The organism is Ideonella sp., from assembly GCF_041914305.1.
In the GTDB taxonomy this organism is placed as follows: domain Bacteria; phylum Pseudomonadota; class Gammaproteobacteria; order Burkholderiales; family Burkholderiaceae_C; genus Ideonella.
The window spans coordinates 95,140-116,685 of the sequence record NZ_JAYSDQ010000002.1; the positions used below are offsets into that span (position 1 = coordinate 95,140).

General features: G+C 69.8%; 15 protein-coding genes. 10 read left to right on the forward strand and 5 right to left on the reverse strand.

The features are described from left to right. Positions 1-2: 2 nt before the first annotated feature. Positions 3-785 (reverse strand): SDR family oxidoreductase, encoded by a 783-nt coding sequence (locus ACE3SG_RS03255; RefSeq protein WP_374562539.1) that lies wholly within the window; start codon positions 783-785, stop codon positions 3-5. A gap of 325 nt (positions 786-1,110) precedes the next feature. Between ACE3SG_RS03255 and ACE3SG_RS03260 the strand changes: the two genes are divergently transcribed. The 3 genes from ACE3SG_RS03260 to ACE3SG_RS03270 all read left to right on the forward strand — a co-directional run bounded on the left by ACE3SG_RS03260 (position 1,111) and on the right by ACE3SG_RS03270 (position 5,371). Then, positions 1,111-2,796: an electron transfer flavoprotein-ubiquinone oxidoreductase gene (locus ACE3SG_RS03260; protein ID WP_374562540.1), complete on the forward strand. Its 1,686-nt coding sequence runs from the start codon at positions 1,111-1,113 to the stop codon at positions 2,794-2,796. Between the two features lie 120 nt (positions 2,797-2,916). Then, positions 2,917-3,906: a phosphotransferase enzyme family protein gene (locus ACE3SG_RS03265; protein WP_374562541.1), complete on the forward strand. Its 990-nt coding sequence runs from the start codon at positions 2,917-2,919 to the stop codon at positions 3,904-3,906. A gap of 76 nt (positions 3,907-3,982) precedes the next feature. After that, positions 3,983-5,371 carry a serine hydrolase domain-containing protein gene (locus ACE3SG_RS03270; protein WP_374562542.1) on the forward strand — a complete coding sequence of 463 codons (1,389 nt, stop codon included), beginning with the start codon at positions 3,983-3,985 and terminating at the stop codon, positions 5,369-5,371. A 36-nt stretch (positions 5,372-5,407) separates the two neighbouring features. On the opposite strand, the gene ACE3SG_RS03275 is transcribed toward ACE3SG_RS03270, so the two are convergent. From ACE3SG_RS03275 to ACE3SG_RS03290, 4 genes are all read right to left on the reverse strand, one after another. Continuing rightward, positions 5,408-6,547 carry a S1C family serine protease gene (locus ACE3SG_RS03275; protein WP_374562544.1) on the reverse strand — a complete coding sequence of 380 codons (1,140 nt, stop codon included), beginning with the start codon at positions 6,545-6,547 and terminating at the stop codon, positions 5,408-5,410. Positions 6,548-6,640: 93 nt separating this feature from the next. After that, positions 6,641-7,054: an Hsp20/alpha crystallin family protein gene (locus tag ACE3SG_RS03280; RefSeq protein ID WP_374562545.1), complete on the reverse strand. Its 414-nt coding sequence runs from the start codon at positions 7,052-7,054 to the stop codon at positions 6,641-6,643. A gap of 33 nt (positions 7,055-7,087) precedes the next feature. After that, positions 7,088-7,546, reverse strand: coding sequence for an Hsp20/alpha crystallin family protein (locus ACE3SG_RS03285; protein ID WP_374562546.1), 459 nt, complete (start codon positions 7,544-7,546; stop codon positions 7,088-7,090). Between the two features lie 147 nt (positions 7,547-7,693). Then, positions 7,694-9,709, reverse strand: a complete 2,016-nt coding sequence (locus ACE3SG_RS03290; RefSeq protein ID WP_374562547.1) for a PhoX family phosphatase — start codon at positions 9,707-9,709, stop codon at positions 7,694-7,696. 131 nt (positions 9,710-9,840) lie between these two features. Between ACE3SG_RS03290 and ACE3SG_RS03295 the strand changes: the two genes are divergently transcribed. The 7 genes from ACE3SG_RS03295 to ACE3SG_RS03325 all read left to right on the forward strand — a co-directional run bounded on the left by ACE3SG_RS03295 (position 9,841) and on the right by ACE3SG_RS03325 (position 21,444). Beyond that, positions 9,841-11,592 (forward strand): ABC transporter ATP-binding protein, encoded by a 1,752-nt coding sequence (locus ACE3SG_RS03295; protein ID WP_374562548.1) that lies wholly within the window; start codon positions 9,841-9,843, stop codon positions 11,590-11,592. Between the two features lie 171 nt (positions 11,593-11,763). Then, positions 11,764-13,554: an ABC transporter ATP-binding protein gene (locus ACE3SG_RS03300; protein WP_374562549.1), complete on the forward strand. Its 1,791-nt coding sequence runs from the start codon at positions 11,764-11,766 to the stop codon at positions 13,552-13,554. A gap of 39 nt (positions 13,555-13,593) precedes the next feature. Further along, positions 13,594-14,592: a LuxR C-terminal-related transcriptional regulator gene (locus ACE3SG_RS03305; RefSeq protein WP_374562550.1), complete on the forward strand. Its 999-nt coding sequence runs from the start codon at positions 13,594-13,596 to the stop codon at positions 14,590-14,592. A gap of 137 nt (positions 14,593-14,729) precedes the next feature. Next, positions 14,730-16,703, forward strand: coding sequence for an amidohydrolase (locus tag ACE3SG_RS03310; protein ID WP_374562551.1), 1,974 nt, complete (start codon positions 14,730-14,732; stop codon positions 16,701-16,703). Positions 16,704-17,014: 311 nt separating this feature from the next. Continuing rightward, positions 17,015-19,099, forward strand: a complete 2,085-nt coding sequence (locus ACE3SG_RS03315; protein ID WP_374562552.1) for a neutral/alkaline non-lysosomal ceramidase N-terminal domain-containing protein — start codon at positions 17,015-17,017, stop codon at positions 19,097-19,099. 122 nt (positions 19,100-19,221) lie between these two features. Next, on the forward strand, positions 19,222-20,124 hold the full coding sequence (locus ACE3SG_RS03320) for a lipase secretion chaperone (RefSeq protein WP_374562553.1): 903 nt from the start codon (positions 19,222-19,224) through the stop codon (positions 20,122-20,124). A 15-nt stretch (positions 20,125-20,139) separates the two neighbouring features. Continuing rightward, entirely contained in the window at positions 20,140-21,444 is a 1,305-nt protein-coding gene (locus ACE3SG_RS03325; RefSeq protein ID WP_374562554.1) for a sphingomyelin phosphodiesterase, read from the forward strand. Positions 21,445-21,546: the final 102 nt, after the last annotated feature.

The following is a 21,546-nucleotide window of genomic DNA, read 5'->3' on the forward strand; positions in this document are numbered from 1 at the left end:
GCTCACACACCGAAGCCGTCATCGGCTTGAATGACCGCGCCATTGACGAAGTGACTTTCCTTCGCGCACAGCGACAGCAGCATCAGGTCCAGGTCTTCCGGCTTGCCGATGCGCTTGCGCGGCATCATCTGCACCAGCTTCTGGCCGGCGTCGGTCTGCCAGTGGTGGTGGTTGATCTCGGTGTCGATGTAGCCGGGGCAGATGCAGTTGACGTTGATGTCGTAGCGGCCCCATTCGAGCGCCATGGCGCGGGTCATGTGGATCACAGCGGCCTTGCTCATCGCATAGACGCCGATCTGGCTCAGCACGCGCACGCCGGCCATCGAGGCGATGTTGACGATGCGCCCGCCGGTGAAGGTGCCCGGCGCCGCGCCGCGGGCCCGCGCCACCATGCGCTTGCCCACCTCTTGCGCCACGAAGAATGCGCCGCGCACATTCGTGTCCATCACGTAGTCGAAATCTTCCGGCGTCACGTCGAGCAGCTTCTGCGTCGTGCTGACCCCGGCGTTGTTGATCAGCAGGTCCAGCGTGCCGACCTCGGTCTCGGCGTGCGCCACGCCGGCGCGGATGCTGACCGGGTCGCTCACGTCCATCGCCACCACGTGGGCGTCGCCGCCGGCGCCTTCGATCTCGGCGCGCAAGGTCTTCAGCCGCTCGACCCGGCGGGCCGACAGCACCACCGCCGCCCCGGCCTTGGCCAGCGTGCGCGCGAACTGCGCGCCCAGGCCGCTGGATGCCCCGGTGATGAGGGCCACGCGGCCGGACAGATCGATGTTGTAGCTCATGGTGTTGGGCGCGCAGCGCTTGGGGCGGGGAGGCGAAAAGCGTAGCACGCCCGGTTCGGCGCCAGCATGTCATCCCTCAACTAGGGCCGGTTCACACTACGGAAACCCGGGCTTGCGTAGTGTGAACAGGCCCTAGCGCGCCATCGCCGGTGGTGCAGCGTGCCGGCCACAGCAGAAAAGCACGACCGTTCTATTTTTCAGCGCTGCCGCTAGAATGCCCCTCGCTCGGCCCGGCCCCCCGCCCTGCGGCCCGGCCCCGACCCTGCATCCGCGCGGCGCTACGCCGCAGGCCGCCCGGCCGCCGTCACCACTCGAAAGACCTGCCATGACCGCCCCCGAACTGCTTGCCCAATACGGCCCCCGCGAATCGATGGAATACGACGTGGTGATCGTCGGCGGCGGCCCTGCAGGCCTGGCCACGGCCATCCGGCTGAAGCAGCTGGCGGCCGAAAAAGGCGGCGAGGTCAACGTGGTGGTGCTCGAGAAAGGCTCCGAGCCCGGCGCGCACATTCTCTCCGGCGCGGTGATGGACCCGCGCGCCATCACCGAGCTGTTCCCGAACTGGAAGGAACTCGGCGCCCCGCTGAACCAGGCCGTGACCGGCGACGACGTGCTGTTCTTGAGCGAAACCGGCTCGACCCGCACGCCCGACGCCTTCGTGCCGCGCAACCTGCACAACGATGGCTGCTATGTCATCTCGCTGAGCAACGTCGTCAAGTGGATGGCGCAGCAGGCCGAAGCCCTCGGCGTCGAGATCTTCCCCGGCTTCTCGGCCGCCGAGGTGCTGTACGACGAGCAAGGCCGTGTGCGCGGCGTGGCCACCGGCGATCTGGGCATCGGCAAAGATGGTCAGCCGCACGACGGCTTCCAGCTCGGCATGGAGCTGGTCGGCAAGTACACGGTCTTTGCCGAAGGCGCGCGCGGCCACCTGGGCAAGCAACTGCTGGCCAAGTACAAGCTCACCGAAGGCAAGGACCCGCAGAGTTATGCCATCGGCATCAAAGAGCTGTGGGAGATCCCGGCCGACAAGGCCAAGCCCGGCCTGGTGGTGCACACGGCCGGCTGGCCGATGGTGGACGACACCTTCGGCGGCGGCTTCCTCTACCACCTCGAAGACAACAAGGTGACGCTCGGCTTCGTGATCGGCCTGGACTACCAGAACCCGTACATGAGCCCGTTCGAGGAAATGCAGCGCTGGAAGACGCACCCCGCCATCCGCGCGCACATCGAGGGCGGCAAGCGCATCGGTTATGGCGCCCGCGCCATCAACAACGGCACGCCGCAAGCGCTGCCCAAGACCGTGTTCCCCGGCGGCGCACTGATCGGTTGTGATGCCGGCTACCTGAACGCCGCGCGCATCAAGGGCAGCCACGCCGCGATCAAGAGCGGCATGCTCTGCGCCGACGCGCTGTTCGACGCGCTCAAGGCCGGCCGCAGCGCTGACGAGCTGAGCGCCTACCCCGAAGCCTTCGAGAAGAGCTGGCTCAACGACGAGCTGCAGCAGACGCGCAACTTCAAGCTCTGGTTCAAGAAGGGTGACCTGGTCGGCAAGCTGATGACCGGTGTCGAGCAATGGCTGCTGCCCAAGCTCGGCGTGCAAAGCCCGCCGTGGACGCTGCACGCCACCAAGCGAGACCACGAGTACCTGAAGCCGGCCGCTCAGTGCCAGCCGATCACCTACCCGAAGCCCGACGGCAAGCTCAGCTTCGACCGCCTGTCGTCGGTGTTCATCAGCAACACCAACCACGAAGAGAACCAGCCCGCGCACCTGACGCTGAAGAACGACAGCGTGCCGGTGGCCGTGAACCTGGCCAAGTACGCCGGCCCCGAGAGCCGCTACTGCCCCGCCGGCGTCTACGAGTTCGTCAAGAACGACGATGGCGCCGACCGCCTGCAGATCAACGCGCAGAACTGCGTGCACTGCAAGACCTGCGACATCAAGGACCCGACGCAGAACATCGTCTGGGTCACGCCCGAGGGCGGCGGCGGGCCGAACTACGCGGGCATGTGATGCCCCGCGCCGGGTGCCAGGTGCCAACAGGCACCGGCGCGCGGCATCCTTCGCATTGAGGACGGCAGCCCCGTGGGTCGCGCCCGGATCGGGGCGCGATGCGCCATGATCTGCCCGCCCATGAACGACTTCGCCGCGTTTCGCCCCACGCCATCAACCCGGGCGAAGCCTGTCCATTCTTGGTTGGCCGAGTTCTACGGCATCGACGTGGCGCGCGCCCGCTGCGTTGCGCGGCTCGATTGCGAGATCTACCGGCTGACCGTGCCCGGCCGTGCGGACCTGGCGCTGCGCATCTACCCGCCGCGGATCGTCAACGAAACGGCGATCGCCGATGAGGTGAACTGGCTCGTTGCGCTCGGTGCCGAAGGCCTGCACGTGCCGACGCCGCAACCGGCGCTCGATGGCCGCTTCATCCAGCGCTGGCCCGATGGCCGACTCGCGGTGGTGCTCAGCTGGGTCGATGGCCGCCTGCTCGACAAGGCGCTGCGGCCGGTGCACCTGCAACGCGTCGGCCGGCTGGCCGGCGCGATGCACCGCGTCGCCGAGCGCCTGGTCGCCGCCGGCCAGGTCGTCGGCCAGCGCCTGGGCGATGGTGACGGGCCCGACCTGGGCGCCTGGGCCGATGGCAGCCGACCACCCCACCCCGCCCTGCCGCCGGCCGCCCATCAGCGTGTCCAGGCCGCGGCCCGGCGCCTGGTCGATGAGCTGGCCGGTTTTCCGCGCGACAGCACCGCGTGGGGCTTCATCCACGCCGACCTGCACCCGTGGAACCTGCTGTTCAGCGGCGCCGCCGCCGGCGCGATCGACTTCAGCGAATGCGGCTGGGGCCACCATGCGCTGGACCTCGCGGCCACGCTGCAGTACCTGAAGCACCCGGCCGTCGGCAACCACGACCACGCGCCGCTGTACCCGCGCCACCGTGCCGCGCTGCTCGAAGGTTATGCCCAGGCGCGGCCGCTGCCGCCGGGCATCGAGCGGCAGCTCGACGCCTACATCGAGGTCCGCATGGTCAACACGATCGAGTGGGTGCTCGACTGCTGGCCCACGCTTGACGAGCGGCCCTGGGGCCGCGGCTTCCTGCAGCGTGCCGGCGAGTTCTTCGCCGATTGAGCCTGCGCGCCGGCCGGGCCGCAAAGCCTGTCAAGATGCCGCTCCATTCTTGACCCTTCATGCAAAGGAGCGGACCTTGGACAGATGGCTTGCCGCGGCGCTTGACTACCTCCCCACGTGGATCGACCACCAGATGCGCCTGAGCGAACAACCCGGCTGCACGCTGGCGGTGGCGAGCAAGGGCAAGCTGGTCTTCGAGGCCGCTTTCGGCCATGCAGACCTGGCCCGGCAGCTGCCGCTGACGCCGCAGCATCGCTTTCGGGTCGCCTCGCACAGCAAGACCTTTGCCGCGGCCGCGATCATGAAGCTGCGCGAGCAAGGCCGCCTGCAGCTGGACGATGCGGTGGGCCGCTACGTAAAGGGCTTGCACCCGAGCGTCGCGAAAGCCACGTTGACCCAGCTGCTGTCGCACACCGCCGGCCTGGTGCGCGACGGCTCAGACGCCAGCCAATGGCAAGACCGCCGGCCTTTCCTGAATGCGCAAGAGCTGCTGGCCGACCTGGCCGACGGCCCGACGATCGACGCCAACACGCGGTTCAAGTACTCGAACCACGGCTACGGCCTGGTGGGCCTGGTGATCGAGGCGGTGACCGGCGAGAGCTTCGGCGAGTGGACGGCGCGCGAGATCGTGGCCGCCTCGGGGCTGGAGCACACCACGCCCGACATGCCGGCCAGCCCCAAGCTGCCCTTCGCACACGGCCACAGCAGCAAGATGCCGCTCGGCCGCCGCGTGGTGATCCCGGCCACCAACCCGACGAACGCCCTGGCCGCCGCGACCGGCTTCGTCAGCACCGCCGGCGACCTGGCGCGCTTCTTCGGCAGCCTGGCCCCCGGCGCCAAACGCAGCGTGCTGAAGCCCGAGAGCCGGCGCGAGATGGTGCGCCGGCAGTGGAAAGACGCCTACGGCACGGTCGAGCGCTGGTACGGCCTGGGCACCATCTCGGGCAAGCTGGGCGAGTGGGAATGGTTCGGCCACTCCGGCGGCTTCCAGGGCACGATCACGCGCACCTGCTGCGTGCCCGAGCAGGACCTGACGGTGTCGGTGCTGACCAATGCCGCCGACGGCATCTCGCACGTCTGGCTCGACGGCGCGCTGCACATCTTCCAGGCCTTTGCCAAACACGGCGCGCCCAGCCCGCGCACCGCCCGCTGGGGCGGCCGCTACTGGAGCCTGTGGGGCGCGTTCGACTTCGTGCCGGTGGGCGGCAAGGTGCTGATCGCCAACCCCAACCTGCCGAACCCGATGCAGGACGCCTCGCAGGTGGTGCCCGACGCACGACGGCAGGGCGGCACCGACAGCGGCCTGATCACGCTGGCCGGCGGCTTCGCCAACCACGGCGAACGCGCGCGCATCGAGCGCGACGCGCGCGACCGCGTCACCCAGGCCTGGGTGGGCGGCACCCGGCTGGTCAGCGAAGCCAAGGCAGCGAAAGAGCTGGCGGCCCGCTACGCGGCGGACCACTGAGGCCGGCGCCCCCGCGGAGGGCGGCGACGGCCGCCCTTAGTCGTTCGCCTCGCCCAGCGTCACCGCCAGCTTGCGCGTCTGGCCGCCGCGCCACAGGCTCAGCGTCACCTTGTCGCCGGGGCGATAACGCTCCAGTGCGGTCAGCAGGTCGTCGAGGTCGGTCACCGCTTCGTCGTTGACCGCGGTGATCACGTCGCCTTGCACCACCCGCCCGTCGCGGCCGCGGCGGAAAGGCTCGAGCCCGGCGCGCTGGGCCGGCCCGCCGCTGGTCACGCCGACCAGCGCCACGCCGGTGGGCAGCTCGAGCGAGCGGGTCAGCGAAGGCGGCCCGCCGCTGATGCCCAGCGCCGGCCGCACCATGCGACCGTCGCGGATCAGCCGCGGCACGATGCGGTTGACCTCGTCGACCGGGATCGCGAAGCCGATGCCCGAGCTGGCGCCGGACGGGCTGTAGATCGCCGTCGTCACGCCCACCAGCCGGCCCGCCGAATCGAGCAGCGGCCCGCCGGAGTTGCCGGGGTTGATGGCCGCGTCGGTCTGGATCACGCCGCGGATCATGCGCCGCGTGGCCGACTCGATCTCGCGCCCGAGCGCGCTGACGATGCCGGTGGTCAGCGTCTGGTCGAGCCCGAACGGGTTGCCGATCGCGAACACGCGCTGGCCCACCTGCAGCTCGCGGCTGGTGCCAATCGGCAGCGCCGGCAGCCGCGCCTTGGGCGCGTCGATGCGCAGCACCGCCAGGTCGCGGTCGGGGAAGGCACCGACCAGCTCGGCGCGGTAGCTCGTCTGGTCGGCCAGCGTCACCCGCGCCGCGCTGGCGCCCTGGATGACGTGGAAGTTGGTGACGATGTGGCCGCGATCGTCCCACACGAAACCGGTGCCGGTGCCGCGCGGCACCTGCTGCACGTTGAGCGAAAAGAAGTCGCGCTCGACGGTGAGCGCGGTGATGTTGACCACCGACGGCGACGCGGCCTTGAAGACTGCGATGTTGTTCTGCTCGTCGCCCGACAGCGGGCCGCGCGTGGCGATGCTGCGCGGCGCCGCATCGGGGCGGCCCCAGGCGGGCTGCAGGCTGGCCACGCCGGCGGCGGCGGCCAGAACGACAAACGACGCCGCCGCCCAAAGGCGGCGGCGTCGGCGGGGTGGCGGCGGCGTCTGCGCCACGGCTTGAATCATGCCGATCTCCTTGTGCACATCCTCGTGCGCGGCAGGCCCGCCGCCGGCCGGTGCTCATGCACCCGCTGGCGGCCGGGCCTGCGCTTCAGACCTTCAGCCGACCTGAACGTTCACTCGGCGTGGTTGGGCATGCGCCTGCTTCGGGATGCGCAGGTTCAGCACGCCATCTTTCAGGTTGGCCTCGATGTGGGCCGAATCGAGCTCACGGCTGAGCGTGAACGAGCGGCGGTAGCGCGGCACGCGCAACTCGACATAGCCCGGCTGCAGCCCTGCCGGCGTGGCGGTGGCCACGGTGCCTTCGATCGTCAGCGTCTCGCCGTCGACCTTGATGTCCAGTTGCTCGCGCGGCACGCCCGGCAGGTCGGCCAGCAGCGTGATGCCGCGCTCGTCTTCGAACACGTCCACGCGCGGCAGCAAGGCCCGGGTGTCGGCGTTCTTCTCGACCGCCGTGCCGGTGGCCGGCAGCGTGGGGGTCGTCTTTTGCAGTTCGGTAGGGGTGGTGGTCATGGTCTTGGCTCCTTGTCGGCGGCTGTCAGCTCGTCACTGCACGGTGATGCGCTTGGGCTGCGCTTCTTCGCGGCGCGCGATGCTCACGTTGAGCACGCCGTCGCGGTAGCTGGCCTGCACGCGGGAGGCGTCCACGTCGTCCGGCAGGCTGATCGCCCGCTTGAACGCGCCGCTGGCCCGCTCGTGGGTGTAGACGCTGGTCTTGGTGTCGCCGCCGGCGCGCGGCAGAGACGAGGGCCGCTCGCCAGAGATCGTCAGCACGCCGCGGTCGAGCACCACGTCGATCTTGGCCGGGTCGAGGCCGGGCGCAAAGGCATAGACCTCGACGCTGTTCGGCGTCTGGCCCACGTTGATGGCCGGGAACGCGCCAGGGGCCGCCGAGCGGATGCTGCTGGGCGCGCCACCACCGGTGAACACGTCGTCCAATTCACGGCGCAGGCGTTCGAATTCGCCGAGCACGCCGCCAGGGAAGCTCCAAAGGGATTCGTACATGGCTGCTCCTTTCAAGGGGTGAAAACGCGGCGCCGGGTTGCCCCTCGCAGGGGCTTCGGCAGCGCCGCATGCTCAACGAATTAAGGGCAGCTTCGGAGAGTTCAAGACCCCTTTTTGTTGCGCCAACGCAAACGGGTGAGCGAGTGCTCAGGTGCCGATGACGCCGCCGTCGAGCTTGGTGATCGCCACCGTGGCCGAGCGCGGGCGGCCGCCGTCGGGCCATTTCGAGTAACGGCTGGGCGCGTCGGGGTCGCCGCGCTCGGAGGGCGACTCGCCCGGGTGCTGGATGTTGACGAACAGCGTGCGCAGGTCGCTGGCCATCGTGAGGCCGGTCACCTCGCAGCCGGTGGGGCCGACGAGGAAGCGGCGGATCTCGCCCTTGGGGTCGGTCGGGTCGCAGGCCAGCATCTGGTTGTTCGGCAGGTTCGCGTACTCGCCCTTGCCCATCGCCGACGACGACACGTCGGTCTGGATCCACAACACGCCGCGCGGGTCGACCCACAGGCCGTCCGGGCTGCCGAAGATGTCGCCGCGCACATTGCCCTTGGCCTCGGCCCGCGGCTGGGCTGGGTCGCCAGCCAGCACCAGGTGGTCCCAGCGGAACCGGGTGCCGTCCAGGTCGCCCTGCTCTTGCCAGCGGATGATCTGGCCCATCGTGTTGTTGGCGCGCGGGTTGGCAGCATCGGGACCGGGCCGGTCGGGCTTGCCGCGGTCGCTGTTGTTGGTCAGCGTGCAATAGACCTGCTTGGTGATCGGGTCGACCGTCGTCCACTCGGGCCGGTCCATCTTGGTGGCGCCGAGCGCGTCGCTGGCCTGGCGCGACTTGATCAGCACCTCGCCCTGGTCGGCAAAGCCGTTGGCCGCCGTCAGCGGGCCCTGGCCGTGCACCAGCGGCAGCCATTCGCCGCTGCCGCCGGCGTCGAAGCGGGCAACGTACAGCGTGCCATGGTCCAGCAGCTCGCGGTTGGCGGCCAGGCCGCCGGGTTTCATCGCGTCACGGCTGACAAATTTGTAGATGTATTCGAAGCGCGCGTCCTCGCCCATGTAGACCACGGCCTTGCCGCCGGCCGTCAGCGCAGTGGCCGCCCCTTCGTGCGCCGCGCGGCCCAGCGCGGTGTGCTTGACCGGCATGCTGGTCGGGTCCATCGGGTCGATCTCGACGATCCAGCCGAAGCGGTTGAACTCGTTCGGGTGCTTGGTCGCATCGAAGCGCTCGTCGGCCTCGTACCAGTGGTAGTAGCCGCCGTTGCCCTTCTTCACGCCCCAGCGCTTCTGGTGCGCGCTGGGCTGCTCGGGGCCCTCGAAGTAGCCGGCCCAGTTTTCTTCGCAGGTCAGGTAGGTGCCCCACGGGGTCTGGCCATTGGCGCAGTTGTTGAAGGTGCCCAGCACCAGCGTGCCGGTCGGGTCGGCGGCCGTCTTCATCAGCGCGTGGCCGGCGGCGGGCCCGGCAATGCGCATCGGCGTGCGGGCGGTGATGCGGCGGGCGTAGCGCGAGGGCGTCACCACCCGCCAGGCGCCGACGAACGCCGGGCCGCTGCCGGGCGCCTGGCCCGCCGGCGGCGCCACACCCTCGGCCACGGCCCGGGGCGCGATGTCGACCCGCTCGACCTCGATCACCGACACGCCGTGCGCGGCCATGCTCTTGAACGCCTTCTCGTTGCTCCAGGTCTTCACGCCGTCGGTGTGCAGCAGGCCGTCGTCGACATACTCGTGGTTCATCGCCAGCACGCCGCGGCGGGTGCCACCATCGAGCGGAAAGAAGGCCATGCCGTCGTGGTGCATGCCGGCCTGCAGCGCCTGTTCGGCGGCGGTGTTCGACGCATCGGGCTTGAATGCCGGCATCTGCCCGGCCACCCCCACCGGGTCGCCCCAGCGGTACAGCACCTGGGCGCGGTAGCCTTCGGGCACGACCACCGTGTCCACCGCGGCCATCGGCACGCTCTTGAAGCCGATGCGGCGACCGAGCGAAGCCGGGCCGGCAGGCGTGGTGGCCTGCTGCGCCGCGCCGGCGCAGGCGGTGAGCAGGCCGGGGCCGAACAAGCCACCCGCCATCGCCCCGAAGCCGCCGCGCAGCCACACGCGGCGCGCCGGGTCCGACACCTCGTGGATGCTCGGGTTGGCGCTGGGGTTCGAGTCTTCCATGTCACTGAAATTCTTGGCCATGCGGGTGCTCCTGGAGTGGCATCGGCAGCGTGCACACTGCCCTTACGAAATGTCGTGGTCGTGTCATTGTCCTGGCAGCAGCAAGGTTCGCACCGATCTCTAGAATTATTCGCTTTGCCCGGCCTTTCCGCATGACGCTTGCAGCCCTGATCCGCGCCTTCGTCCGCCGTCATGCGGCGGCCTACGCCGGCGCGGCGGTGATGCTGCTGGGCATCGCGCTGTTGACGGTCTGGCTGCCGCGCCAGATCGGCCACCTGGTCGACGCGCTGGTCGCGCACCAGCTGGCCGGCGCGGCGCTGTGGCGTGAGTTGGCGCTGCTGCTGGCGGCGGGCCTGGCGATCTACCTGTTGCGGGTGGGCTGGCGCATGCGGCTGTATGCCGCGGCCTACCAGATGGGCGTAGAGCTGCGCCGGCGCCTGTACCAGCGGCTGGCCAGCCAGGGCCCGCGCTTTTACCAAACGCGGCGCACCGGCGACCTGATGGCGCTGGCCACCAACGATGTCGACGCGGTCGAGATGGCCGCCGGCGAGGCGATGCTGGCCGGCTTCGACGGCACGCTGACCCTGGTGCTCGTGGTGTCGACGATGGCGCTCGGCGTCGACTGGCGCCTGGCCGCGATCGCGCTGCTGCCGTTTCCGCTGATGGCCTGGAGCTTCGCCTGGATCTCGGGCCATGTGCACGGCCGCTCGAAAGAGGCGCTGGAGCGTTTCGGCGACTTGAACGACCACGTGCAAGAGACGCTGTCGGGCGTGCGCACGCTGCGCGCGCTGGGCCTGGAGGCACGCAGCGCGAAGGTCTTTGCCGACCTGGCCGAGAAGGCCGCCGATGCCGCCTACTGGTCGCAGCGCTGGGAAGCCCGCTACGAGCCCGCCGTGGGCATGACGCTGGCCACCTCGGTCGTGCTGTCGCTGGCGCTGGGTGGCTGGCTGGTGTGGCACGGTGAGCTCACGATCGGCCAGCTGACCAGCTTCCAGCTCTACCTGATCCAGCTGATCTGGCCGATGTTCGCGGCCGGCTGGGTGCTGGCGCTGTGGCAGCGTGGCCGCGCGGCATGGACGCGCCTGTCGGCCGTGCTCGACGAGCCGCTCGCGATCGACGACGACGGCAGTGTCGAGGCCGTGCGCCCCGGCGAGATCGCGCTGCGCGACGTGCGCTTTGCCTACCCGGGCGCCAACAACGCGGCGCTCGACAGCCTGTCGCTGCACATCGCCCCGGGCTCGACGCTGGGCCTGGTCGGCCCCACCGGCTCGGGCAAGAGCACGCTGATCAAGTTGCTGCTGCGCCAATGGATGCCGCAGGCCGGCGCCATCACCTGGGGCGGCGTCGGCCTGCCCGACTACACGCTGAACGCGCTGCGCGCCGGCATCGCCTGGGTGCCGCAAGAGCCGATCCTGTTCTCGGCCAGCGTGGCCGAGAACATCGCGCTGGCCAAGCCCGCTGCCACGCGCGCCGAGATCGAGGCGGTGGCCGAGCTGGCCGATGTGCACGACGACATCCAGCGCCTGCCGCAGGGCTACGACACGCCGGTCGGCGAGCGTGGCGTCACGCTGTCTGGCGGGCAGCGCCAACGCGTGGCGATCGCCCGCGCGCTGCTGGCCGATGCGCCGCTGCTGCTGCTCGACGACGCGCTGTCGGCCGTCGACACCGAGACCGAACACCGCATCCTGGCCCACCTGCGCGAGCAGCGCAAAGGCCGCACCGTGATCGTCGTCAGCCATCGCTTGTCTGCCGTTGCGGACGCCGACTTGATCGCGGTGCTGCGCCACGGCCACCTGGCCGAGCGCGGCACGCACGAGCAGTTGCTGGCCAAAGGCCTGGCCCACAGCTGGTATGCGCAGCAGTGGCGCATACAGCAGCTGAAGGCATCGCTCGAGGCGGACTGAGATGCGGGCATCGAATCTCCCATCCAAGGTGGCGGGTCGCGGCGGGCGGCACCCGGCAGGGGCTCATGGTTGCGCTCCACAAATCGGCCCCGCCAGGTACCGCCCGCCGCGAGGGCTACCGATGGTGGCCATGGCACGCCTGTTCAACCCACCACGGCTCGGTCATCGCGCGTGAAGAACACTGACACCAACTCCCCCGGCCGCCGCGCCGCCGCGCTGCTGTGGCGCGCCGCCAAGCCCGAGTCACGGCACCTGTGGATCGGCTTGGCCTGGTTGGCGCTGGCCGCTGGGCTGGACGCGCTCGGCCCCGTGCTCGGCAAGGCCTACATCGACCGCTACCTGCTGCCGCGTGACCCGGCGCTGGCCAACATCGCCGCGCTGTTGATCGGCGCGCTGGTGGCCGGCTGGGTGGCAAGCTGGGTGCGCTATCGCCAACTCTCGCGGCTGGCGGGGGTGGCGATGCGCTCGGTGCGGCGCATCCGCGAATCGGTCTATGGCCACGTGCTGCGGCTGCCGATGAGCTTCTTCGACAAGGCCATCACCGGCCAGCTCGTCAGCCGCGTCACCAACGACACCGAGTCGGTCAAGCAGCTGTACGTGCAGGTGCTGTTCGTGATGCTCGACTGCCTGATCATGCTGGCCAGCCTGTTGGTGACGATGGCGTTTCTCGACTGGCGGCTGATGCTGATCGTGACCACGCTGGTGCCTGCGGTGTTCGGCATCGTCTACCTGTACCAGCGCCTGTCGGCCCCCGCCGTGGCCCGCACCCGCCAGCTGCGCAGCGAGCTGAACGCGCAGACCGCCGAGTCGATTTCGGGCATGGCGGTGCTGCAGGCCACCGGCGCCACGCTGGGCTATGGCGACCGCTACGCCCGCATCAACAACGACCACTACCAGTCGCGCCAGACCGAGCTGCGTGCCAATGCGCTGCTGCTGCGCCCCGCGCTCGACCTGCTGAACGTGGCGATGTTGGCCGTCGTGATCGCGGTCTTCGGCCTGCGCGAAAGCGGGGGTGCGCTGAGCGCGATCGAGGTTGGCGTGTTGTATGCCTTCGTCAGCTACGTGGGCCGCGTGACCGAGCCGCTGATCCAGCTGACGATGCAGTTCTCGCAGCTGCAGCAGGCGATCATCGCCGCCGCGCGCGTCAACACCTTGCTCGACGAGGCCGAGGCCGACCGGCCGGCGGCTGAAGGGCGCGTCACCGCCGGTGCCGTGAGCATCCGCCAGCTCGACTTTGCCTACACCCCTGGCACGCCGGTGCTGCGCCAGGTGTCGTTGGACATTGCGCCGGGCGAGTTCATCGGCATCGTCGGCCCCACGGGCAGCGGCAAGTCGAGCCTGCTGTCGCTGTTGCTGCGCTTCTACCCCGTGGCCGACGGCCAGTTGCTGGTCGACGGCCAGCCGATCGCCAGCCTCGACGAGGCCGCCTTTCGCGACGCGGTGGGGTTGGTGCCGCAAGAGCCTTTCCTGCTGGCGGCGAGCGCCCGCGAGAACATCGCGATGGGCCGCGCGCTGACCGACGCGCAGGTCGAGACCGCGGCCATCGCCGCCGGCGCGCACGGCTTCATCAGCCGGCTCGAGCACGGCTACGACACCAAGCTCGGCGAAGGCGGCGCGCGCCTGGCGGTCGGCGAGAAGCAGCTGATCGCGATCTCCCGCGCGCTGGCCGGCCAGCCGCGCATCCTGCTGCTCGACGAGGCCACCTCGCACATCGACAGCGAAACCGAAGCCGTCGTGCAGCAGGCGCTGGCCAAGTTGCACGGCAAGCTGACGCTGATCTCGATCGCCCACCGGCTGTCGACCATCCGCGACGCCGACCGCATCGTCGTGCTCAACCACGGCCGCATCGCCGAGCTGGGCCCGCACGAGGCGCTGATGCAGATCGAGGGCGGCCTGTACCGCCGGCTGGTCGAGCTTCAGCAACTCAGCAGCGCCGAACAAGCCGAGCCCGACGCGGTGTAGCGCCTGCCGTGGGCCGCGGCCCACCGCGACAATGCCGGCATGCCGCCGCCCGAAGACAGACCCGAAGACGCGCCCGTCATCGCGGCCCTCTCGGGCCTCAGCCGCTGCCTGCTGGACCTGCACGCCTCGGCCGACCAACCGCTGGGCATGCAATGGGTGGCCCGCGCGCTGGAGACGCTTCGCCCGCTGGTGCCGTTCGATCGGGCCTGGTGGGGCGAATGCTCCACCGGCGACGCGAGCGAGCCGCCGCTGAACTGGCAGCACGGCAGCATCGGCCTGGCGGCCAGCTTCGCCGACGAATGGAACGAGATCGGCTCGTCGGATGAATTCGCCCGCGCAACGATGGGCCAGCTGGGCGTGGCCTGCCGCTCCAGCGGCCACGATTCTGCCGGCCCGGCGATCGAGGGCTTCTCGCGGCGCCATGACCTCTACCACGCGATGGCGGTGACGCTCGAGCTGCCCGACAGCGGCCTGATGTTTTTCGTCTCGCTGTACCGGGGCGACAACGAGCCGGCCTTCGATGGGCTCGAAGCGACCGCCTTCGAGGCCTACTGCCTGCACCTGCGGCAGATCTGGCATCGGCGGCTGCAGCAGTTGCTGCGCGGCCCGGGCCGGCGGGCCGGCGAGGGCTTTGCGCTGGCCGAAGCCACGGGGCGGGTGGTCTACCTCGACCACGCCTTCGCCCGCGCGCTGCGCCATGAGTTCGCTGGTTGGCAAGGGCACCACCTGCCGCCGCCGCTCGTGCGCCCGGCCGAGCTGTTGCCCGCCACCCTGCGCCTGGGCGGCCAGGCGCTGACCGTGGCGGCCTGCGGCGCGTTGCTGGCCCTTTCGTGGGGCCGCAGGCCCAGCGCACCGGCGCTGGCGCCGCGCGAGCGGGCGGTGGCCGTGTTGTACGCCGAGGGCCAGTCGTACAAGGCGATCGCGGCACGGCTCGACCTCAGCCCGGCGACCGTTCGCACCTACCTGCGCGATGCCTACCTGCAGCTCGGCGTGCGCAACAAGGTCGAGCTGGGCGCCCGCCTGGCGCGAGACGGCTGATCCTCCGCATCTGCAGAGGGCCGTTCGGCAACCCGCCTCGATAGGCTGCTGCCCACGATGGCCCAGTGGCGTGCCCGACGACCATCGCGCGCCCCGGCGGCACGCCGGCGCCGGGCGATGCTTGCGAAGGGGTTGGCATGTGGGGTTCGAGGGTTGCGCTGCGGCGTGCGGGTGGGGTGAGCGGCCGGGCGCTGCTGGCATTCGTGTCGGTGGGGGCACTGGCGGGCATGGTGCTGGCCGCCGGCTGCGGGGGGTCTGAGCGAGAGGCCGATACCGTGCTGCGCCACGGTTATGTCTACACCGTGGACGACCGTGACTCGGTGCAGCAGGCGGTCGCCGTGCGCGACGGGCGCATCGTCTATGTGGGCGAAGACGAAGGCGCGGACCGCCTCGTGGGGGCGCACACCCAGGTCATCGACCTGGGGGGCCGGATGTTGATGCCCGGCTTTGTCGACGGCCATCTGCATGCGCTGGCTGGCGGGCGCGCCTTGCTGCTGTGCAACCTGAACTACGCCGCGTTGACCCGCGCGCAGCTGCAAGCCGCGATCCAGGTCTGCCTCGACGACAGCAGCGCGAAGGAGCCCGACACCTGGCTCGAAGTGGTCAACTGGGTGCGGCAGGCCACCCAGGCGATCGACGCCGACCCGGACAAGGCCACGCTCGATGCGCTGACCACGTCGCGGCCGGTCCTCGTGCGCTCGTCGGACTTTCACACCGTGCTGACCAACAGCCGCGGCCTGGCGCTGGCCGGTGTCACCCGCGACACACCCGACCCCGCCGGCGGCAGCTTTGCCCGCGACGCGCAGGGCAACCCGACCGGCATCTGCGAAGACGCGGCGGGCTGGGCGGTGTCGGCGGTGATCCCGCCCGACACCGACGACGACCGCCTGGCCCAGGGGCGAGCGGCACTCGGTGCGATGCGCCTGCAGGGCGTGACCACGTTCATGGACGCGGCCGCGGGTGATGACCAGGGCAAGACCTTCACGGTGCTGCAGCAGGCAGGCGAGCTGACGGCACGCAGCTTCCTCGCGGCGCCGATCGCGGTCGAGGCCGCCACCGCCAGCCCGGCCCAGGCGGTGGCAGATGCGAAGGCACTCGCCGCGCGCTACGACCAGGGTGCGATCGCGCCCGCGCCGGGGGTGAGCTTTCACCACGTCAAGATCTTCGGCGACGGGGTGGTCAACGCACCGGCCGACACCGGTGGCCTGCTGACGCCCTACTACACCAACATCGGCACCGACGACGCGCCGAACTGGGTGCCCGGCAGCAAGCTCGGCAGCGTGTACTTCGCACCCACGGTGCTGGGCCCGCTGATGACCGAGATCGCCAAATCGGGCCTCGACCCGCACGTGCACGCCACCGGCGAGCGCACGGTGCGGCAGACGCTGGACGCGATCGCCCAGGCGCGCCTGCAAGTGCCCGGCACCGACTTCCGCCCGGTGATCGCGCACAACGAGACGGTCGCTGAGGCCGACTACGCGCGCTACCAGGCCCATGGCGTGATGGCGAGCTTCTCGTTCCAGTGGGCGCAGCAGGCACCCTACTCGGTGGGCGAGACCGAGCACCACCTGGGCCCGGACCGTTTCGCCCGCATGGAGCCCTTTGGCAGCCTGCGCGCGGCGGGTGCCCGCGTGGGCTTCGGCAGCGACTGGCCGATCGACCCGTTCGACGAACTGCTGGCGCTGAAGATCGGCGTCACCCGCTCCGGCGACCCGCAAAGCCCGAACAGCTTCGGCCCCGACTTCGCCGGCCCGATCAACGGCGACCCGGCCCTCAGCCGCGCCGACGCGCTGCGGGCGATCACGATGAACTCGGCCTGGCAGCTGCGCATGGACCAGCAGGTGGGCTCGATCGAAGTCGGCAAGCTGGCCGACCTGATCGTGCTGGACAAGAACTTCATGCAGATGCCCTTGGCCGAGCTGGCGCGCAACCGGGTGCTGCTGACGATGACCGGTGGCCAGGTGGTGATGGCCCAGGCACCGTTCGGCACGGTGGCCAATCGCCTCACCACGGCCGCGGCCGGCGGGCGCCAGCGCCTGCTCGACCTGCGGGCCTCGACCGGCCACGCCGCCGGGCCCGGTGGGCCGCACGGTGACGGGCACCGGCATTGAAATCGCTCGGGCCGCCGTCCCGGGCGGCCTGAGTGGCCCGGTCGGCCTGAGCGGCCTGAACGACCGGAGCGGCCTCGGGTAGTCCCCGATGGTTGAGTAGTCATGACTACCTAATAGTCATGGCTATGAATGGCGTTCGTCGTGCATTCCGGCGTCTTGCAGTCTGACCCGGTGCATTGATCAGAGCAATGCCAGGCCCTCTCGCGGGGGCCGTCCAGCAGCCCTCGTGTGCGCCTTCATGTCCTCCACCCTGCGCCGCCGCCAAGGGGGCCGGGGCGGTTCGTTTTCGAGCCAACCTTGAGAGGCATTTCATGAAGCACGGGAACCCAGCCCCACGAGGGCTGACCACCTTCGCCCGCCATGGGCTGATGGCTGCAACCCTGGCCCTGTTCGGGCACGGCGCGTCGGCCGGCGAGTTCAACATCGGCACCGGCGTCTACGACATCACCGGGCCGGTGGCCGAGACGGGCCTGTTCGGCTACGTGGCACAGCAAGAGGCCGACGGCCTGCACATGCGACTGCGGGCACGGGCCTTCATCATCCAGAGCCCGACGAGCGGCAAGCGGGTCGTCTACGTCAACGCCGATCTCGGCGCGATGTTCCAGTCGATCAAGCTCGAGGTCGTCAAGAAGCTCAAGGCCAAGTACGGCAACCTCTACGACCACAGCAACGTGATGCTGGCCGCCACGCACACCCACTCGGGCAATGCGGGCCTGTCGCACTACACGCTGTACACGCTGGCCTCGGCCGACAAGTCGCTCTTCGGCTACAGCTCGCAGGCCTACAACGCCGCGGTCAACGGCATCGTCGCCGCGATCGACCGGGCCCACCAGAACTTGGGCCCCGGCAGCATCGAGCTGACCCAGGGCGAGCTGCTCGGCGCCACGCGCAACCGGTCGGCGCTGGCCTACCAGACCAACCCCGAGGCCAACCAGTCGGCCTACGACACCAACAAGACGATGACCCAGCTGAAGTTCCGCAAGGACAACGGCCAGGAGGTCGGCTTGCTGAACTGGTTCTCGATCCACCCGACCGCGCTGAGCATGCTGCAGACCAAGATCAGCTCGGACAGCAAGGGCTACGCCGAATCGTTCTTCGAGCGCTCGAAGGCCAGCGACTACAACGCCCGCGAGACCTTCGTCGCCGCGTTCTCGAACAGCGACGAAGGCGACGTGGTCTCGTCGCAGGGCAACGCCCACTCGGCCCCCGGCTTCGAGGGCAGCCCCGACGAATACACCAACGTCGAGGTCGACGGCAGCCGGCAATTGCAGCGGGCCAAAGAGCTGTACGCGCAATCGGGCCAGCGGCTGTACGACCGCATCGACTACCGCCACCAGTGGACGGCGATGAACGGCCTCACCGTGCGGCCCGAGTTCACCAAGACCTCGGCGAAGACGCTGTGCACCGCGGCGCGTGGCTACTCGATGGCCGCCGGCGGCGAAAACGGCCCCGGCACCATCCCCGGCATGTACGAGGGCATGACCAACGAGAACACCAACCTGGCCACCGCCGCCGAGCTGTTCCTGACCTCGCCGCTGGCCGGCGCGATCCTGTTCACCTTCAACGTCGTCACGCTTGGCGCCGACGACTCGTGCCAATGGCCCAAGCCCAACATGCTGGCCACCGGCGCGCTCGACTGGGTGCCCGAGGTGTTGCCGCACCAGGTGATGGTGGTGGGCCCGCTGGCGATCATCGGCGTGCCGTATGAGGTGACCACGATGTCGGGCCGCCGCATCCGCGCGCAGGTGCTGCAGCAGCTGGCCGGCCAGGGCGTGACCACCGCGGTGATCGCCGGCCTGTCGAACAGCTACTCGGGCTACCTCGCCACGCACGAAGAGTTCCAGCTGCAGCACTACGAGGGCGCCAGCACCGAGTACGGGCCGTATGCCAGCGCGGCGGTCGAGCAGATCACGCACGACCTGTCGGCGGCATTGGCAAGCGGCACCACGCTGGCCGACACCGGCACGCCGCCGGACAAGTCCAACGAGATCCGCCTGGAGCGGCCGGGGGTGGTGTTCGACGACAAGCCGCTGTTCCAGAGCTTCGGCCAGGTGCTCACGCAGCCCAACGGCAGCTACGCGCGCGGCAGCACGGCGGTGGTCACCTTCCGCGCCGGTCACCCGAAGAACAACCTGCGCACGCAAGATACCTTTCTCAAGGTCGAGCGGCTGAACGGCTCGACCTGGGAGACCGTGGCCAACGACTGGGATTTCGAGACCACCTACACCTGGCGCCGCGAAGGCATCGCCAACTCGCGGGTCGACGTGGAATGGCGCATCCCCGCCAACGCCCAGCCCGGCACCTACCGCATCCGCCACTTCGGCCACTGGAAGAGCGGCTGGACAGGCGCCATCTCGGCCTACTCGGGAACGTCACGAACCTTTCAAGTGAACTGACTATCGTCGGGCCCCTGCACACAAGGCGGCGGCCCGGCGCGACCAACCCAATAAGAATGAAGCCGTTTCAATCCATCGCGTTGACAGCGGCCTGCGCCGGCGCCCTATTGCTCGGGTGGGCCGTGAGCGGCAACTCTGCGATCCAGAGTGCCGCTGCATCGCCCGACCCCGCCGCCGCCCCGCCTGCTGCGCTGGCCGCAGCGGCGGCGCTCGCGCCCATCGACAAGGTCGAGAAGCCCCGCAGCCATGACGAGCGGGCCCGCCTGAGCCGGCAACTCGCCGCCGACCTCGCCGGCGCCGGCGACCTGCCGCCATCGCTGAAGCAGTTGGAAAAGCTGTGCGGCAGCACGGCCCCCAGCCCCTGCCTCGACGAGGTGCTGGCCGGCCTGCCCGCCGCGCAACGGCAAACGCTGAACGACATCCTGGCCCGGCTGCCACTGCTGGGGCCGCGGCTGTCGGCGCTGCTGATGTCGACCCAGCAGCCGCTGCAAGAGCGCATCGACGCAGTCAGCCGCGTGCGGGCCGAGGTGCTGGGCACTGCCAACGCGCAGCTGCTGTTCGGCCGCCAAGAGGCCCAGCTGCGCTACCAGGCCCAGCTCGAACAGTTCATCGAGCGTGATGCCGCCCGCCTGCCGCTGGCACAGCGCCTGGCGGCGGCCCAGGCGCTGCGCGCATCGTGGCTGCCAGACAGTGCTGCGCCTGCCGCCAACGACCCCAACGAGCGCACCCGCCAGTACCAGCTCACGCTGCGCCTGGCCCTGCTGGACGCCACCAGCGAGGCCGACAAGGCCCGGTTGACGGCGCAGGTGCGCAGCCAGTTCTTCCCGCCCGAGCAGGCCGAGCAACTGGCCCGCAACGACCGCTTCGACGCGCAGCAGCGCGATCGCATGGCGGTCTACGCCGAGCGCAAGCAGGCCATTCAGGCCCGCTATGCCGGCGTCACCGACCCGGCCTCGCTGCAACAGCGCGACGCCGAGCTCGACGCGCTGCGGCGCGACGTTTTCCCCGACAGCTTCCAACCCTAAGAACAGAAAGCCCCGATGAAACTCACCTCTGTCTTCGCGCGGCTGATGGCCGGCATCGCGCTGATGAGCGGCCTGGCCGCCCAGGCCGAAACCTACGTCTACGTCACCAACACCACCGCGAACCCGCTCACCGTCTCGACCGTGCAATACGGCGACAAGACGCTCGTGCGCAACAGCCAGTGGGGCACCTACGACTCGGTGATCCCGCCGTATGCCACGCGCCGCGTGGTGTGGATGAACCGCGACGAAGGCATCACCAACGGCAAGAACTTCTACTTCGACACCACCGTCACCGGCGCCCGCGGCGGGCCGCAGGTGTTGAAGCAACGGTTGCGCGGCAAGTTGATCGGCTCGTCGCTGTGGCAAGGTGCCAAGGCGGCTTCGTTCGAGACACCCTGGTACTACGACCGCACGATCCACACCAACACCGTGGTGCCCGACGAGCAGCTGTCGTTCAAGGCCGAGTTCACCGGCGGCTACGACGATGTCTACTACATCGTGAACGACGCCAACGTGAAAGAGGCGCGCAGCGACGACCCCAACACCTTGAAGGTGCTGGCCTACAACACCTGGGGCATCTTCGTGGCGAAGAACATCTGCGAGCGCTACGCCGCCATGCCCGCGGCCGTGACCGGCTTCGATGCGATCGTGCTGTCGGAAGCCTTCGACGGCGGCTGCCGCGAACAGCTGCTGAACGACCTGCGCGCCGAGTACCCCTACCAAAGCCGCCTGGTCGACCAGCCCGGCAACATCATGAACGGCGGCGTCGTCGCTGTCAGCCGCTGGCCGATCGCCGCGCAAGACGTGCACGTCTACCCCGACTGCACCGGCGACAACTGCTTCTCGAACAAGGGCTTCATCTACTTCGAGATCATCAAGCAGGGCAAGGCCTACCACGTGCTGGGCACGCACACCAACGCCTACAACGGCCCCCAAGACCGCCAGGTGCGCCTGAGCCAGCTGGGCCAGATGGGCAGCTACCCCGCCAGCCACGGCGTGCCCGCGGCCGAGCCGGTGGTCTACGCCGGCGACCTGAACGTGGACCGCTACGCCACGCCCGACGACTATGTGCAGATGCTGGGCCTGCTGCACACCACCGAGCCACGCTACCTCGGCCACCCCTACAGCTACGACCCCACCGTCAACGCCCTCGGCTCCGGCGGCCGCGAATACCTCGACTACGTGTTCGCCGACACCCAGCACCGCTCACCCCGCGCCAACGACAACACCGTGCGCATCTACCGCAGCCTGAACCCCACGCTGTGGATGGACCACGACCTGTCGGACCACTTCGCGGTGTCGGGGGTGCTGCAGTACTGACGCAGGGCGCGGCCCCTGCCAGCTGGGGGCCCGGGGCGCGCGCAGGGCGGCGGTTGGGCGGATGAAGGTCGGCGGGCGGCTACAGTCCCGCCCTCCCCCCGC

Excerpts from the sequence above, each read along its gene's own strand:
- ACE3SG_RS03255 (WP_374562539.1), bottom strand. The coding sequence starts at position 785 with ATGAGCTACAACATCGATCTGTCCGGCCGCGTGGCCCTCATCACCGGG.
- ACE3SG_RS03260 (WP_374562540.1), top strand. The coding sequence starts at position 1,111 with ATGACCGCCCCCGAACTGCTTGCCCAATACGGCCCCCGCGAATCGATG.
- ACE3SG_RS03265 (WP_374562541.1), top strand. The coding sequence starts at position 2,917 with ATGAACGACTTCGCCGCGTTTCGCCCCACGCCATCAACCCGGGCGAAG.
- ACE3SG_RS03275 (WP_374562544.1), bottom strand. The coding sequence starts at position 6,547 with ATGATTCAAGCCGTGGCGCAGACGCCGCCGCCACCCCGCCGACGCCGC.
- ACE3SG_RS03280 (WP_374562545.1), bottom strand. The coding sequence starts at position 7,054 with ATGACCACCACCCCTACCGAACTGCAAAAGACGACCCCCACGCTGCCG.
- ACE3SG_RS03285 (WP_374562546.1), bottom strand. The coding sequence starts at position 7,546 with ATGTACGAATCCCTTTGGAGCTTCCCTGGCGGCGTGCTCGGCGAATTC.
- ACE3SG_RS03290 (WP_374562547.1), bottom strand. The coding sequence starts at position 9,709 with ATGGCCAAGAATTTCAGTGACATGGAAGACTCGAACCCCAGCGCCAAC.
- ACE3SG_RS03295 (WP_374562548.1), top strand. The coding sequence starts at position 9,841 with ATGACGCTTGCAGCCCTGATCCGCGCCTTCGTCCGCCGTCATGCGGCG.
- ACE3SG_RS03305 (WP_374562550.1), top strand. The coding sequence starts at position 13,594 with ATGCCGCCGCCCGAAGACAGACCCGAAGACGCGCCCGTCATCGCGGCC.
- ACE3SG_RS03310 (WP_374562551.1), top strand. The coding sequence starts at position 14,730 with ATGTGGGGTTCGAGGGTTGCGCTGCGGCGTGCGGGTGGGGTGAGCGGC.
- ACE3SG_RS03315 (WP_374562552.1), top strand. The coding sequence starts at position 17,015 with ATGAAGCACGGGAACCCAGCCCCACGAGGGCTGACCACCTTCGCCCGC.
- ACE3SG_RS03325 (WP_374562554.1), top strand. The coding sequence starts at position 20,140 with ATGAAACTCACCTCTGTCTTCGCGCGGCTGATGGCCGGCATCGCGCTG.